Origin of the sequence: Pseudomonas aestiva (genome assembly GCF_039908605.1) — a bacterium.
Lineage (GTDB): Bacteria > Pseudomonadota > Gammaproteobacteria > Pseudomonadales > Pseudomonadaceae > Chryseomonas > Chryseomonas aestiva.
Map to the genome: position 1 here is coordinate 4,597,155 of NZ_CP150916.1, position 15,977 is coordinate 4,613,131.

The window sequence follows — 15,977 nt, forward strand, 5'->3', positions numbered from 1 at the left end:
CGGCTGCGACTCAGCTGAACAGGGCGGCGGTCTTTTGCAGGGTGATCCAGATGCCCCAGGCCAGCGGGATGCCCACGGCCAGCCAGGCGGCGATGGCCAGCGGCTTGGTCTTGGGATCGGCGCTCCACTCCAGCACCTGGGCGCTACCGGCGTTGCTGTCGTGGCCATTGGCGCGCTCGACGGCGAGTTCGGCCTCGGTCATGAAGTGCTTGTCGGCGACCGGACGCACCAGCAGGTTGCAGATGAAGCCCAGCACCAGCAGACCGGCCAGGATGTACAGGGTGATGTCGTACACCTGGGCGCGGGGGATGCCCATGCTCAGTTGGTACTCGCGCAGGTAGTTGACCAGCACCGGACCGAAGACGCCGGCGGCAGCCCAGGCGGTGAGCAGGCGACCGTGAATGGCGCCGACCATCTGGGTACCGAACAGGTCGGCCAGGTAGGCCGGCACGGTGGCGAAACCGCCGCCGTACATGGACAGGATCAGGCAGAAGGCGAAGACGAACAGCGCCACGCTGCCCAGGTGACCGGTCCAGGGCACGATGGCGTAGAGCACGAAGCCCAGGGTGAAGAAGACGAAATAGGTCATCTTGCGGCCGATGTAATCGGAGAAGGACGCCCAGAAGAAACGACCGCCGATGTTGAACAGGCTCAGCAGGCCGGTGAAGCCGGCGGCGATGGCGGCGATCTGCTTGAGCTGATCGGCGCTGAGTTCACCGTAGGCCAGGCCATTGCCCAGCAGACGGCCACCGAAGACTTCCTGCAGCAGCGGCGAGGCCATGCCGATGATGCCGATGCCGGCGGTCACGTTCAGGCAGAGCACGGCCCAGACCAGCCAGAATTGCGGGATGCCCCAGATCTTGCTCACGTGGACGTGGCGATTGGTGATCATGTTGCTGCCGGCCTTCTTGGTGGACGGCGTCCAGCCCGCGGGCTTCCAGCCGGTCGGCGGTACGCGGTAGCCCAGGGCACCGCTCAGCATGAACACGAAGTAGATCACCGCCATGACCAGGAAGGTCTGCCAGACACCGATTTCGGTGGCCGAAGCGAAGTGACGCATCAGGGCGTCGGCCAGGGGTGCACCCACCATGGCGCCGCCACCGAAGCCCATGATGGCCATGCCGGTCGCCATGCCGCGCTTGTCCGGGAACCACTTGATCAGGGTCGACACTGGCGAGATGTAGCCCAGGCCCAGACCGATACCGCCGATCACGCCCGAACCCAGCCACAGCATCCAGATCTGGTGGGTATAGATGCCCAGCGCGGAGATCAGCAGACCACCGCACCAGCACAGGGCCGAGACGACCCCGGCCTTGCGCGGACCGGCGTGTTCCAGCCAGCCACCGAACAGGGCGGCCGAGCAGCCGAGGAAGATGAAGAACAGGGTATAGATCCAGCCGAGCTGGGAGATCTTCCAGTCACAGGTGGCACTGAAGATCTGCTCGAAGAAGCCCATTTCCACCGGGCAGGCCACGGCGGCGGTGATGCCGATCGCCTTGGACAGCGGCAGCCAGAAGACCGAGAAGCCGTAGGCCATGCCGATGCACAGGTGGATGGCCAGGGCGGCCGGCGGGACCAGCCAGCGGTTGAAACCGGGCCGGGCGACGATGCGCTCCTTGGAAAGGAAAGCCGGACGTGCCGAAGCGACACCGCCAGCAGTGAGAGTAGTGCTCATGGGTTCAGCCCTTTTCTAGTGTATTGCGTCCAGGCCGGTGGACATTCCCTGCACGCTTCCCCGTAAACGAGTCAAAGAAACGGCGCCAACCGACCAGAGGTGCGCGACATTAAAGCGCACCCTAGCCAACTGCCAGCCCTGCTCATTTGCCAGGGTACGGGCGGCATCAGCCATCCGACGAAACGGGCGAGTACCACGGCTGTCACAGCGCCGACACCTCGATGTCATCGGGCGCGACCGAGCCCCTATACTGGCCAGTCGCGCCATCGCCCGTCGGAACAGGAATTTCCTCGTCATGAAAGCTTTCGCCAAAGTGCTGGGTATCGTCCTCGTCGGCCTGCTGCTCCTGCTGGTCGCCGTAGGCTTCGCCCTCACCCACCTGGTCGATCCCAACGACTACAAGGACGAGATCCGCCAGCTGGCGCGCGACAAGGCCAACGTCGACCTGCAGCTCAAGGGGGATATCGGCTGGAGTCTGTTCCCCTGGCTGGGCGTCGAACTGCACGATGCCACCCTGGCCAGCGCCGCCACCCCCGATCGCCAGCTGGCGCAGGTGCAGCGGCTGATCCTCTCGGTCCGCCTGCTGCCGCTGCTGCTGCGTCGCGACTTGGAGATGAGCGACATCAAGATCGACGGTCTGGACCTCACCGCCAGCCGCGATGACCAGGGCCGCACCAACTGGGCCGAGATCGGCCGCCCGGCGCCCAAGGCGGACCAGAGCGACGCCCCGGCCAAGGCGCCTGCCGACTCCTCCGGCTCCGGTGAGTCGACCAGCCAGCACCAGCCGCTCAAGCTCAATGTCGAAAGCCTGACCGTGCGCAATTCCCGGGTCGAATACAGTGATGCCCGCAACGGCGCCCGCTATGCCTTCGAGGGTATCGACCTGGAGACCGGGGCCATCTACGCCGGCACGCCCATTCCCATCAAGCTGGCCGGCACCGCCAGCACCACCCAGCCGCCGGTCAATGCCACCGTGCTGCTCAATGGCAAATTCCGCTTCGATCCGGCCAGCCAGCAGTACGCCCTGGATGATCTCCAGCTGACCGGCGACGCCAGTGGCGAGCCCTTCAACGGCAAGCTGGTCAACTATTCCGCCAGCGGCCAGCTGGCCGTCGACCGCCGCGCCCAGACCGCCGAATGGACCAGCCTCAAGCTCACCGCCAACGACCTCAAGGCCCTCGGTGATCTCAAGCTGACCGGCCTGGAGAGCGATCCACAGCTGGCCGGGCGTGTCTCCATCGCCCGCCTGGACCTGCGCGCCTTCCTCGACAGTATCGGCGTCGAATTGCCGGCCATGGCCGATACCAAGACCCTGCAGCGCTTCGAGATGAATGCCCAGGTGCAGGCCAGCCGCAACGCCCTGGCGCTGGACGACTTCAACTTCCAGCTGGACGACAGCACCCTCAAGGGCCGCGTCGCCATCGCCGACATCGCCCGCCGCGCCTTGCGCATCCAGCTCAGAGGCGATCGCCTGGACCTGGATCGCTACCTGCCGGCCAAGGCCGCCGCGGCGCGCCAGGCCAATGGCGCGCGCCAGGAAGAGGTCGCCCAGGTCGACGCCATCGCCGCCCAGGGCAACTCGCCGCTGCCCGAGGCGCCGACCCAGCACGCCTGGAGTCAGGAAACCCTGCTGCCGGTGGAGCGCCTGCGCAGCCTGGACGCCGAGGTCGACCTCGGCCTGCAGCACCTGACCCTCAATCGCCTGCCCTTCGAGGGCGCCAGCCTCAAGGCCAGGGCCGCTGACGGCCAACTGCAGCTCAGTGCCCTGGAAGGCGAGCTGTTCGGTGGTCGCTTCGAAGCCAACGGCGCCCTCGACGTGCGCGGCGCCCAGCCGCAACTGACCGCCCGCGAGCGCATCAAGGGCGTACCGGTGGAGCGCATCCTCCAGGCCCAGGGCCAGAAGCCGCCGGTGGAAGGCCAGCTCGATCTGGACGCCGACCTGCGCAGCTCGGGCGCCAGCCAGCGCACCCTGATCGACAACCTGGGCGGTACCGCGCGCTTCGCCCTGCGCAACGGCCAGCTGATCGACGCCAATGTCGAAAGCCAGCTGTGCCAGGGCATCGCCCTGCTCAACCGCAAGCCGCTGGAGCTGCCCCATGGCCGCCAGAACACCCCCTTCCGCCAGTTGAGCGGCAGCCTCAGCATCGTCAACGGCGTGGCCCGCAACCAGGACCTCAGCGTCAGCGTGCCCGGCCTTGCGGTGAAGGGCGCGGGCGACATCGACCTGCGCACCCTCGGCTTGGACTACCGGCTGGGCATCACCGTGCAGGGCGACACCAACGCCGCTTCCGACCCTGGCTGCCAGGTCGGCGAGCGCTATGCGGATATCGAGTGGCCCCTGCAGTGCCGCGGCCCCCTGGAGCTGGGCGCCAAGGCCTGCCGCCTGGATCGCGAGGCCATGGGCCAGATCGTCGCCCGCGCCGCCGGCAATCGTCTGAACGAAAAAATCGAAGAGAAGCTCGGTGATAAGATCAGCCCCGACATCCAGAATGCCATCCGAGGGCTGTTGCAACGTCGATGACTGATGACGACTTTGGTACCGCCGTGCTGGCCTGGTACGACCTGCACGGTCGCAAGGACCTGCCCTGGCAACAGGGCGTGACGCCCTATCGCGTCTGGGTCTCGGAGATCATGCTCCAGCAGACCCAGGTCGCCACCGTCCTGGGCTATTTCGATCGCTTCATGCAGGCGCTCCCTACCGTCGAGGCGCTGGCCGCGGCTGCGGAAGACGAGGTCCTGCACCTCTGGACCGGCCTCGGCTACTACAGCCGCGCGCGCAACCTGCACAAGGCCGCCAAGACCGTGGTGGAGCGTCATGGCGGCGAATTCCCCCGTAGCGTCGAAGCCCTGGCCGAATTGCCCGGCATCGGCCGCTCCACCGCCGGCGCCATCGCCAGTCTGAGCATGGACATCCGCGCCCCGATCCTCGACGGCAACGTCAAACGCGTCCTGGCCCGCTACACCGCCACCGCCGGCTATCCCGGCGAACCCGCCGTGGCCCGCCGCCTGTGGGAAGTGGCCGATCGCCTGATGCCCCACGAGCGGGTCGGCCCCTACACCCAGGCGATGATGGACCTGGGCGCCACCCTCTGCACCCGCAGCAAGCCCAGCTGCCTGCTGTGTCCGGTCAAGCCGGGCTGCCGCGCCCATCTGCTGGGTCAGGAAACCGCCTTTCCCACGCCCAAGCCGCGCAAGACCCTGCCACAACGACAGACGCTGATGCCGCTGTTCGTCAACGACGCCAATGCCGTGCTCCTGCAGCGTCGCCCCTCGACCGGTCTCTGGGGCGGTCTCTGGGGACCGCCGGAAGTGGCCGATGCGGCCGAACTCGAAGCCCTCGCCGAACGCCAGGGCCTGGTCATCGACGAACGTCAGGCGCTGCCCGGCCTGGTGCACACCTTCAGCCACTTCCAGCTGGCCATCGAACCCTGGCTGGTACAGGTGGACCACCGCCAGCACCGCGTGGCCGAGGGCGACTGGCTTTGGTATAACCTCGCCTCCCCGCCGCGCCTGGGCCTTGCCGCCCCGGTGCAGAAACTGCTCAAGCGCGCCGAGCAGGCGCTCAAAGGAGAACCCGCATGACCCGCACCGTGATGTGCCGCAAGCACAAGCAGGAGCTGCCCGCCCTCGATCGCCCGCCCTATCCCGGCGCCAAGGGCGAAGACATCTATCAGCACGTCTCCAAGCAGGCCTGGGAAGAGTGGCAGAAGCACCAGACCATGCTCATCAACGAGCGTCGGCTGAACATGATGAACGCCGAGGATCGCAAGTTCCTGCAGGCCGAGATGGACAAGTTCCTGTCCGGTGAAGACTACGCCCAGGCCGAGGGTTACGTACCTCCCAGCGCCTGAGTCGACGGCTAAGCGCCCGAAAAATCTAAATATTTTTTGGGCTCACTGTTGACACAAGGTCGAGAAACGCTTTTAATGCGCCCCGTTGCCCAGGTAGCTCAGTTGGTAGAGCAGGGGATTGAAAATCCCCGTGTCGGCGGTTCGATTCCGTCCCTGGGCACCAAGACAAGTAAGCCCCTGATTCCGCAAGGTTTCGGGGGTTTCGTCGTTCTGGAGTAGCTGTAACCCGCCCCACTTGAGTACACATGGCGGGTACACGATGGCATTTATGACTCAACCCTTCAAAGACAAGCGAAGCGGCATCTACTACATCCGCCGCCGCGTGCCGAAGGACGTGAAGCCGCTATTTCCAGATATGGGCGAGTTCTACAAGCGCAGCCTCCAGACAAGCTGTCCCCGCGAGGCGAAAACCCGCTTTGTTGCCGAATGGGCCAAATCCGAAGAGCTATTCCGCCTTGCCCGCCTCCAGTCACAGAGCGATTACCAACCAACCGCGCTCGATGCAGTCCAACTGGCTGCCCGGTGGGCACAGGAAGAGCTCGACACGTTGGAGCTGTCGGGCGAATACGAGCAGTTTCTTATTTGCTTTAGCGACGGATCGGTTGAAACCCTTGCGTCCTGCTTCGGCTCCGGCAAAGCGCGTGACCTATTGCGCCGCAAAGATTTTGGGGAAATTCGCAGGACGGCTCTCGATGGCCTGATTTCCGGACAACTTGCCCATCACAATCTTCCCCCAGCCACCCCCGGCTCATCCTTCGAGGCTCAGCTTCGAGAAGCATTCGTTGCTAAGCAACTGGAATTGTCCGAAGTCGCGCTACGACGCTACAACGATGACCACGCTGCTACGTTATCCATGCCACCAGCCGCACCACTCAGCTCGGAAGTTGCACGCAGCCCACGCGTGGAGGACAAGCTATCTCAAGTCTTTGATGCTTGGGCACGATGGACCAGTGACACGGACGGCGATAGCCGCGATGTTCGCAAGCGCATCGGTGAGTACCGAGCGACTATCAATCGCTTCATCGAATTGCTCGGCGACCTGCCAGTTGGACGCATCAAACGGAAAACCATTGAGGAATTCCAAAGCCTCCTTCGGAGACTCCCGAGTAAGGGTGAGGGAATACGAGCTCTGAGCGCCCCAGAACAGCTCGCTAAAGCCGATGCTCTCGATTTGCCTCGCCTCAGTACCGTTACGGTTAAAAACCGCCTCATGGCGCTCTCAGCGGTCCTGAGCTACGCGGTTCGCATGGAATACCTCGGAGAAAACCCCGTGACCGCCTCGGGCATCACGCAGCAACTCGCCAAGGCCAGCAATAAAGCCTCACGTACCGCTCCACGCAAGTCGTACACGAATAACGAACTCGTCCAGATCTTCTCCAGCCCCGTATTCCGAGGTGAATGGTCACCCCCTCGCGCATCGTTCGGGAAAGCGTGGTTCTGGCTCCCGCTGCTTCTGTGCTATTCAGGCGCTCGTCGTGAGGAGATCGCTCAGATGCGAGCCCGCGAGGTGAGGCAGAGTGAAGATGGAATCTGGTACTTGGACCTCATGTCCACGCCAGACGAGGACGGCAACGACGAGCGGACTATGAAAACGATCGGCAGTCATCGGGCGGTCGCTTTGCATCCAGACCTGATAGAGCTTGGCTTTCTCGCCTATGCCGCTGAGCTTCCCCAAGATGGCCAACTGTTCCCTTCGCTGACCCCGAACCCTGATGGCTGGTATGGCCACAATTTCGGAAAGCGCTGGGGCGAGTATCTGAAAAAAGTAGTCGATCTACAGTCGCCAGTTAGGCCGGCTCATGGGTTCCGCCATGCGTTCAAGACCATGTGTCGAGAGGCGGGGATTCCCGAGGAAATTCACGACGCAATGACTGGACACGACAACGGCTCCATCAGCCGCAAGTACGGGGAGCGCCAACTGCTCCACATTCAGCGCGATTACTTAGCCAGGCTTCCCAGCATCGCTCGACTTGCCAGTCTTCTGTTTTGAATCCGAAGGTCCTTTCTGGGAGAGACCTACAGATAAGGAGACGACCGCCGCGCCCCCTCCCTATAGGCCGCCGGCCCGGTCGGATTGGCTTTGAGAAGACGCGATGGACCGTACGTGGTAATACGCCAGGAAGATATTTACGCTTTCGACAGTCATCGCCAAAGCCCAGCCCCGCATCAGCAAAAAACATCGATTTGAATAGCCGATCTGTTTGTCCACCGATGCGGGACAACAAGGAATCAAGTATTCAAAAATGTTCCCGGCCTTGTTTACGAGCCTTGTGCTCCTCAGATGAAGCTAAGCGGGACAACCTACGGTATTCCTTTTCCTCAGCTGTCAGCGTCTTCCGGTGTCGCCCTCTGTTTAAACTGCGGAGAATCGCATTCCGGGCTTGATTCTCGCCGGCCAACGTCCTCACCGACTCCCGAATCGATGCACGCTCGAAACCATCCCCCTCCAATTCGAACCATCGCTTGACGATGAGGCGGCAGAGTTTGAAGGAGTACCGGGAGAGCAGCGTAAAGGTCAGCTCTTTATCGAGGATGGTCAGCGGCTGAAGACGGCCATAGCTATCAGGTGCCTGGGTTTCTATAAACTGACATTGGCTCAGATCGGAGCCGATCTCCTCGACCATCTTTTGGATGTCTCGAAGCACGTTCTTATGCCGCTTTCCGGTGATCTCGGCAATCTCCTGGGACGACATACCGGGCAACCCGTTGAGCGTAGTCACGTAGCCAGTGGCCTTAATTTGTTCGATGTTCATTTGTCTGTTTTCCTTTTGACAGCGTCCTCCAGGTCGCATCCTCAGCCACACATCCAGACCCCAGAAAATGGGGACCGGCGTGGCAGGAAAAGCGCTCTCAGAAAGACTGGATTGGGGTTGACTCAGCAACGGGCAATGAGGGCAGCTTGGTGCTATGCCCTATTAGTGGGGAGTTTTGAATAGGTGACACGCAGGGCAAGCGGAAGACCAGGGGCCGAGAGTTTGATGAGTAACTTGGCAGTTGCCATGGCTTGCCCATCAAGTCGGCCTCTGAGGACCCCTGGAGAAGGGATGGATTTTTTGATCTTGATCCCCGGCCTTCTGGGTCTCCGTTGGCGAAGCCTGTTGGCCCTCAATGTTCATCCATACATGCGGCGTTAATTCCAGGAGCACCTGCGGGCGTCTGAGCGGCGCAGCTGGGTCGCTTCTTATACATGCGGCGTTAATTTAATGGCGTCGATGCCTATCGCTTGGTGCAGCTTGGCAAGGCCCATCGAGCAAGGCGGAACGGGGTCTGTATCATCCCAGAACCTCGTCAGCCCAATCGGCAGGTTCCCTTCCATATCGTCAATCAGTCGCTTTGGGCGGGACCTCATCAAAAACGGGATGGCCAACTGGATTGCCTTAACGTACCTCTGCGCATGACGCGCTCCGATCCCGAGCAATTCGCTAACGGTAGCCGTGGTCACCATCTCGACAGCCTCAAGAATCAGCATCAAGTTTCTGACCGAAAGCGGCTTGCTGACCTCATCCGGTCCGTGGTCATGCCAGTCCAACCGAGCTATGCCCTCGACGATGTCCGAGGAAAGGTAAGAATAGCGCCCGAAGCCGGTGGTGGGTCCGATCAGGCCTGCGAACGGATTAGTGATGACTCTCGCGGGCCGGCCTCGTTTAGATGTCTTCGCGAGATTTGGAGCAGTAGCAGGCTTGGGAGCGCTCTTCGCTCTCATTGAAATCAAGAAGTCCGTTCGGCGGCGAATCTTGTTGTCCAGCTCGATCAGCGCGGCGGAAGAAAGCAGGGATGGCAGATCAATGGAACAGGAAGCTTGGGCGGGCATGAGTGGTCCTCCTGAAAAGTGGTTACTCCTTTCAGTGAGGGTTTTTGCAAGCCCCGGAGCGGCCGCAGGCTGCACGCACTCAGCGACCCGTCCAGATGTATTGGCCACCTGCCGAACGGCCCGTGGTGCGCCTCCTGGGCCGCAATTTTTTTGGCTACACGCACGTCACATTGCGCGCTGCGCCCATGGAGCAAGGAGATTTGCCAAGCGAGTGCCTCAGATTTCGCGTAGGAACGCGCTACAGCGTGGCTCGGACCCGTTGAACCGTGTTGGTAGAGCATCCAAGCAGCCCAGCGACCATCCGAATGGACTTCCCCTCATCGAGCAAGGTCCGAATACGCCTGTGTAGGCCCTCGTCCGTCTTCCTTCCCCGATAGGCTCCTTCGGCTTTAGCCCTCTCGATTCCTTGAGCCTGTCTTCTACGCCGATCTTCGTAATCCTTACGAGCAACTGCGGCCAGCATGTCGAGCAGCATCGTATTGATCGCCTCCAGCATCCTTCCGGTGAAGTCATCCGATGCCGCCCGGTTGGTGCTTATGGCTTGGTGAGATGTCGGCAGATCAATAGCGACTACGAGGACCCCCTTCCCCTGGAGGTCAGCGCGGAGCTTGGACCAGTCGGACTCATTCAAACGGGCCAGTCGATCTACCTGCTCAACCAGCAGGACATCCCCAGGTTCACTATCAGCCAGCAGCCGGAATAACTCGGGACGCTTGAGGGTGGCACCTGATTCGTTCTCGACGTAGTAGCCAGCCACCCGATGACCAAAGCCCTGGGCAAACTCTCGAAGCTGATCCTTTGCTCGGGTCGCGTCTTGTTCGGCGGTCGATGCTCGGAGGTAAGCGCGGATCATCATGGTAAGGCAAGCCCTGTAGCGATTTGGATGTATCCACAATAGATGTATCGAATAGAATACTCAACGATAATTGTCGCTACACCTCAAGACCACGGTTTCGGTTCGGTCCCGGTGTAGCCATTGATGTATACCCAAATCGTCAGATAAACAGCTTAAGGCGCCTTCATAGATGAGTGTTGTGAATACGATTGACTGAAAGGGTGTGGTCGAGGCAACCATATGGTACTGCCTACCGGCAGGGGGGGATCCTTAGCGCATTGTATTTAATAAGGGCTCTCGAATTTTTTTGCACTATTTTAAAAGATAGTATGCAGCATGCCTGCACAACCGGGTTCTCGCTCGGCAAAAATGGCGGCAGCTAACTTATAATGATGAAGCCCTGAATATTTGCAAGGGTATCTGGCATAGCCCGAGATTCTTGTAGCTTTTCTGAAAGCCTAAACGGGTACCAAAGGAAGATATGGCCAAGAACGATAAACTGCTGGTAGATGGAATAATAGATGACAGACTGGCACAACAATTGCCCTCATCTCGGCGGGACGAAGCCTTTGAGTATCTGGCATTCGAACAGATCCTGAAAGAGTACGATCTATCACATGACCTCTTAACTTCCGGATCAGTTGATGGTCGCCAAGACGGCGGCATAGACGGCTTCTATATATTTGTAAATGGGCACTTGCTGATAGATCCGGAAAGCTTTTCTTGGCCTCGGACTGGTTCTGAGCTCAATTTGGTGCTAATCACTTGCAAGCACCATGATACGTTTAAGCAAGCGACTCTTGACGCGCTTATTGCGACTCTCACAGAGCTGCTTGACTTCGCAATTGACGATGCGGATTTGACTGGCGCTTATTCTAAACAGTTACTTCAAGCGAGAGAGCGACTCAAGTACGCATATAGACGCCTATCGCCTCGACTCTCTAATTTTAGTGTAAATGTATTTTATGCTTCTCGCGGCGACACGACAGAAATTGGCGAAGAAGTCATCTCTCGCGGCATGCAGATAGCGCAACTCATAAAAGATAGCTTCGGCTCATCGAAACCAGAATTTAAATTCTTAGGCTCAACTGAGTTAGTAGAACTTTATAGAAAGCACCCCAACTACACTCTTGAGCTACCCTTCATAGACGTACTGTCTAAAGGGGAGCAATATGTACTATTAGCACGCCTCTCTGATTATTTCGGATTTATCTCAGACAAAGGGTCTCTTAGGCGGTATCTATTTGATTCAAACGTGCGAGACTTTATGGGTCTTAATCGTGTAAATGAAGACATAAAAGAAACATTAGAGAATGAAAACTCACCAGACTTTTGGTGGTTAAATAATGGCGTAACCATACTGGCATCATCAGCAAATATAACCGGAAAGTCCATACAAGCGGACGACATCCAGATAGTAAATGGCTTGCAGACTACAGAATCGATCTTCAGGCATATTTCAACTTCATCGCTCAAAGACGACGACAGATGTGTTTTAGTAAAAGTTATTGTTACGACTGATGCTTCTGTGCGCGACTCAATCATCCGAGCCACGAACAATCAAACGGACGTTGAGCTTGCATCCTTACACGCAACAGACAAGATACAGCGCGACATCGAAGACATAATGTCAAGGCACGGACTTTATTACGAAAGGAGAAAAAACTTTTACGCAAATCAGGACAAAATGCCTGGCGATTTGGTAACACCCCTATATGCAGCTGCCGGTTTTTTTGCTTTAGTCCTGAAAGAGCCTCACAAAGCGCCTAAACTTAGATCTAAGTTCATGAGATCACAGATACTCTATGACCGAGTATTTAATAGCAGTGTGATTCTTGACGCCTGGCCTGCAATCGCAAAAATACTCAAGAGAACAGACGCGGAGTTGGAAAAACTGCGCCCTCACGTCAAACGAAACGACCAATTCCTAAAAAAATGGCGTTACATAATTGCTCTTATAGCGGTCTCTGATCATTACAAAAAATTCGACTATACAAATGCTGAGCTATCTAAATACAACTCCGAATTGATCACATTCGAAACCGTAAATTGCATCTGGACAATCTTAACTGATTTGATGAAAAAACAGTATGCAACTATTAACTGGACCGGCACAAGCCAAATAATTTTAGCACTTGAATACTTTGCAGATCACTGGCAAATAGCTGGATTCAAATCCATTAAAGCCACATTATCCAGCGGCAAGGGATCGGGTAAAGACCGAGAGCTTGTCCAAGGAGATCCCGTAGTAGTTACAGATGAGTTTGTAGAACAAGTGAGGATTGCGTTACCGAAACAACCTTGGAAGCCGGGCATGCATAGAGGCATCCTTACTGATTTAAACTGCACCAGGACAAAGCTCAATGCAGCCATCCAAAAGCTGATAGACCAAGGAATTTTGCTTAGACAAGAAGACGGGGTCCTTTATGACGCAGATGGCAACATTTGTTCCTTCGACCGAGACCGGGTTGATTCTGAAACCTTACAGTTAAAATCTAAACGCCGTCCTCGCCCTTGATAAACCGTAAAAATCTTTCAAACAAAGCTTGATCATCTTCCGAGGGGTATGAATCTGAAACATTCAGCTGAAGCCCTTCGGTACTTCCAGTCGCCAGTGCAGCGGACAGGTTCTCAGCCAAACGAGCGGAAACTCTCTTTGACTCTTGCTCCATAAACTTAGCCCAGTCCGCATCAATGCTGGATCTCCCGCGAGCGCGAAAGATTTCCGAAAGTTCTCTTTCCACTTTCTCACTGTGACTTCGAACAGTTCCTGAGACGTCATCCAGGTACTCGGTAGCAGTTTTTTTCACAAGCAGAACTTGTGGGGACACATGTGCAATAAAAGCTGGAATTTCCGCAGCCGGGCCGACAATCTCCAAACGTCTTTCCTCTGAAAATTCCAGCCAGCTTCTAATAATCAGATTTACATGCTGATCCCCGAAGCCATAGCCAATGCAAATCAGCTTTTGTAGATGGTTTATATTTCCCTCAAAATGCCTCAAAAAACTCTTCGGAAGAACCTGATGCCTTGTCTGTGAGAATTTAAAGGCACCTGCCAGCAAACTCCTCCTCAAAAACTGCATAACACCATTTTCGTCGGCGTACGCAATTTCGTTAAGCACCTTCACCTTACCACCTGGCAGCGAAGGCTCAGGATAGATCACCTCTTCATTTAAGATTCGCAGTGAATCTATAACACCATCAAAACTTAGTTCTTCAGGAATGAGTTTTAAGACATCCTTCCCGTCATTGAACGTAAAAACATCCAACGCACCATGAATCTTTAGCAAATAAATCCCAGGAACGGCAGGATTCGGGAAGTCCATCGGGCCATGTTCCAGCGTCTCCCGCCTTATGACCTGCGCCCTCAATTCTCCTATTATATGCCCATCAAGACTGCGGCGAGGCAAACTAATAAAGCCTTCTCCAAAACCGGAATATATGGGAATAGCAAAGTGAGCAGCAACTGCTTCGATCACTACGTCATGGTTAAGCGAGAAGACCCATAGAGGAGCACTTTGGCCCATCAAAGTGCGAATGCCATTAAAACAGCTCAATCTTCTTCGCAGAAATTCCTTATTTTTTAATTGTCGCTCGCACAATAAGATCGAAACAAGCTCTACAAACCAAGAGTACAAACCGTGATACTGCTGAGACAAAACAGCTTTACGACCATATTGCACCTCCAGGTAGCCCAATATGCTTTCATAATGCACATCTTCTCTTGCCAGTATTGATAGAAAATCGCTCACAACCTCACTGGAGAAACCGGCGCCCTGTCCTTGCCAACCCGCATTGAGCTGCTTGAACTTATCTGGAGTTAGCCACCTTTTGATCTCCTTGGTGAGCTCCCAAACGACGGGTAAACCTGCGTCATAAGAAGCACCGGCACCAAGGAATAGCCCCGTTAATCCATCGGTCATTTTTAGCTCCATGTTTTATGTCGCATCGGAGGTGTGATTGTATCGACTTCGCTGCTGTTCCTCCGCACGGCGTGGTCGAGGAGGATGTTTCGAGTACACATTCCGGGTACACTCAAACTGTCTGGCAGCCACTGCTGTCCAGCCAAACCAAGGGGTTACTGCTCTTCAGTGCGTGTCGGCGGTTCGATTCCGTCCCTGGGCACCAAGACAAGCTTCCGGATCCTGCGGGATCCGGAAATCAGAGAAACCGGCCTAGCGCCGGTTTTTTTGTGCCTGCGATTCTTACCCGCTTGCATCCAAAGGCCGAGCGCGCCCTTCACCTGCCGCTCAGGACGCCTTTGCAGTGACCCGAGCCGTTGGTGCCTGGCCGGAAGAGTCCGAGTGTCGCTTCAGGTGGGTGCTGGAGCCCCGTCCACCGCACCGAGATGGATCGCCAGCCACACCGTAGCGACCGCGGGATCGGTGTAGGTCACCCAGTGCTCGGTATCAGCCGGGATAAACAACGTACTGCCCGGTTCGAGCACCACCTCCCGCCCCTCCAGGGCGATCCGTGCAGCGCCCTTCAGCAGCAGCACCCATTCCTCATGGGCCTGCCGCCAGGGCGCCTCCGCCGGCGTCGTCTGGCCCTGGGAGACGATCCGCTCGATGCGGCAGCCAGGTCGCTCCAGCAGGGAGGTGAACACCTCCGCCGCGGAGGCATCGGGCAGGTCGCGAAACAGATTGAGCATGACGTTTTCTCGCTGGGCCTCGCGCCAGGGCGCGCTAAGGTCGTCCAGACTGCGCCGGTCCGATCAGGCGCTCAAGTCTCGCAGGGATCTGCGTCTCCCAGGAGTCGCCATCATGGCCTCAGGTGCTCTGCCATTTGCGGTAAAGAGTGCGATCCGCCCGACCTTTTCACGAGGTCGTCCCCCGGCGGTAGAGGATTTCGGCGATGATCGAGCGCAGAAGTGGCAGCCTGTTCAGGACGCCGCTCGACCTTGGCTGGCCATCGGGCGCAGCCAGACCTCGCATAAGGCGCACGGAGGCGCTCACTGCATGCCCATCCCCTCGATCCCCCTTGTCGCTCCCACCCTGCCCGGCGTTCTCGCTCAGGAAGCCGTCGCTCAGCCCGGTCCGCTTGCCGTCGAGCCCACCGCACCCTTCTGGCTCAGACTCCTGAACGGCGTCAGCCTCTGGCTGAACCGGTTGTTTCTCGGCCTGGTCATGGCGCTGATCGGTTTTACCTTATGGCACTGGTGGCAGGGATGAAGCGGCGTCTGGATCAGCTGGAGCTGACCATCCTGATGTGCGGCATCGGTCTCTTGGCCATGGCGCTCATCGTCGCCGTGGGCATGCAGGGCCTGGACTGGGCCTGAGCCGGCGGGCGGCGGGCGGCGGGCGGCCTTACCGGACCTTTACCTGGCCTGACGTCCGCTGACCGCCAAAGGTGTTTCATGGTGACGCGGCCTATCGAGCGCCGCGAGGAGAGCACCATGGCATCGCGAGCGTCGCTGATTCTGCTGTTGACCGCCACCCTGACCGCCAGCGGCCTGGCTGCCGCCTACGAGGGTCCCGACCAGGGGCAACCCTGGGCAAACCGCCCCGCGGTGGTCGCCGAGGGCGGCGAATTCCTGCCGGCAGGCGAATTTCGACGGCATCACCGGCATCACCCCTATTACCGCAGGGATCGCTATCCCTACAGCTATTACCAGCCCTACCCACAACCGGGTTATGGCGCCCCCCACTGGCGACCGGTACCGCGGGGCTACTACCCCTACCAGCCGGCCTATGAACCCCGACCCTATTACGGTCCGCCCCGCCATTGGTGAACTGCTTGGCATCACGGCGGCGAGATGATGGCCTTTTGCGATGAGCCACACAGGGAGATGTTTGCCATAGGAGC

Annotated in this window: 13 protein-coding genes and 1 tRNA gene; 8 read left to right on the forward strand and 6 right to left on the reverse strand. The window is 58.2% G+C overall.

The window, feature by feature from the left end; all coding sequences use genetic code 11:
- Window positions 1-10 precede the first annotated feature (10 nt).
- Window positions 11-1,675, reverse strand: coding sequence for an OFA family MFS transporter (locus AABM56_RS21320; RefSeq protein ID WP_133861991.1), 1,665 nt, complete (start codon window positions 1,673-1,675; stop codon window positions 11-13).
- Window positions 1,676-1,970: 295 nt separating this feature from the next.
- On the opposite strand from AABM56_RS21320, the gene AABM56_RS21325 reads away from it, so the two are divergent.
- From AABM56_RS21325 to AABM56_RS21345, 5 genes are all read left to right on the forward strand, one after another.
- Window positions 1,971-4,196, forward strand: coding sequence for an AsmA family protein (locus AABM56_RS21325; RefSeq protein ID WP_347883677.1), 2,226 nt, complete (start codon window positions 1,971-1,973; stop codon window positions 4,194-4,196).
- A complete protein-coding gene (gene mutY, locus AABM56_RS21330; protein ID WP_133861993.1) occupies window positions 4,193-5,257 on the forward strand; it encodes an A/G-specific adenine glycosylase in 1,065 nt (354 codons plus the stop codon). Before AABM56_RS21325 ends, mutY begins: the two co-directional genes overlap by 4 nt.
- The gene (locus tag AABM56_RS21335) at window positions 5,254-5,526 is read left to right on the forward strand and encodes an oxidative damage protection protein (protein ID WP_017639567.1); all 273 of its coding nucleotides are present in this window, start codon (window positions 5,254-5,256) and stop codon (window positions 5,524-5,526) included. The genes mutY and AABM56_RS21335 overlap by 4 nt, the downstream gene beginning before the upstream one ends.
- 87 nt (window positions 5,527-5,613) lie before the next feature.
- Window positions 5,614-5,689: transfer RNA gene (locus AABM56_RS21340), tRNA-Phe, on the forward strand.
- 105 nt (window positions 5,690-5,794) lie between these two features.
- Window positions 5,795-7,516: a site-specific integrase gene (locus AABM56_RS21345; RefSeq protein ID WP_347883678.1), complete on the forward strand. Its 1,722-nt coding sequence runs from the start codon at window positions 5,795-5,797 to the stop codon at window positions 7,514-7,516.
- 247 nt (window positions 7,517-7,763) lie between these two features.
- Here AABM56_RS21345 and AABM56_RS21350 read toward each other — a convergent pair whose 3' ends face one another.
- The 3 genes from AABM56_RS21350 to AABM56_RS21360 form a co-directional block, all read right to left on the reverse strand.
- A complete protein-coding gene (locus tag AABM56_RS21350; protein WP_347883679.1) occupies window positions 7,764-8,279 on the reverse strand; it encodes a Rha family transcriptional regulator in 516 nt (171 codons plus the stop codon).
- Between the two features lie 428 nt (window positions 8,280-8,707).
- Window positions 8,708-9,337, reverse strand: coding sequence for a hypothetical protein (locus AABM56_RS21355; RefSeq protein WP_347883680.1), 630 nt, complete (start codon window positions 9,335-9,337; stop codon window positions 8,708-8,710).
- 238 nt (window positions 9,338-9,575) lie between these two features.
- Window positions 9,576-10,193, reverse strand: a complete 618-nt coding sequence (locus AABM56_RS21360; RefSeq protein WP_347883681.1) for a recombinase family protein — start codon at window positions 10,191-10,193, stop codon at window positions 9,576-9,578.
- Between the two features lie 460 nt (window positions 10,194-10,653).
- On the opposite strand from AABM56_RS21360, the gene AABM56_RS21365 reads away from it, so the two are divergent.
- The gene (locus tag AABM56_RS21365; RefSeq protein WP_347883682.1) at window positions 10,654-12,690 is read left to right on the forward strand and encodes an AIPR family protein; all 2,037 of its coding nucleotides are present in this window, start codon (window positions 10,654-10,656) and stop codon (window positions 12,688-12,690) included.
- On the opposite strand, the gene AABM56_RS21370 is transcribed toward AABM56_RS21365, so the two are convergent.
- Together AABM56_RS21370 and AABM56_RS21375 are read right to left on the reverse strand one after the other, a co-directional pair.
- The gene (locus tag AABM56_RS21370; RefSeq protein WP_347883683.1) at window positions 12,668-14,095 is read right to left on the reverse strand and encodes a hypothetical protein; all 1,428 of its coding nucleotides are present in this window, start codon (window positions 14,093-14,095) and stop codon (window positions 12,668-12,670) included. The two genes, AABM56_RS21365 and AABM56_RS21370, sit on opposite strands and share 23 nt — an antisense overlap.
- 389 nt (window positions 14,096-14,484) lie before the next feature.
- A complete protein-coding gene (locus AABM56_RS21375) occupies window positions 14,485-14,823 on the reverse strand; it encodes a cupin domain-containing protein (RefSeq protein WP_133861994.1) in 339 nt (112 codons plus the stop codon).
- A 307-nt stretch (window positions 14,824-15,130) separates the two neighbouring features.
- Here AABM56_RS21375 and AABM56_RS21380 point away from each other — a divergent pair, with 307 nt between their 5' ends.
- Window positions 15,131-15,343 (forward strand): hypothetical protein, encoded by a 213-nt coding sequence (locus AABM56_RS21380; RefSeq protein WP_133861995.1) that lies wholly within the window; start codon window positions 15,131-15,133, stop codon window positions 15,341-15,343.
- A gap of 224 nt (window positions 15,344-15,567) precedes the next feature.
- A complete protein-coding gene (locus AABM56_RS21385; RefSeq protein ID WP_133861996.1) occupies window positions 15,568-15,903 on the forward strand; it encodes a hypothetical protein in 336 nt (111 codons plus the stop codon).
- Window positions 15,904-15,977 lie beyond the last annotated feature (74 nt).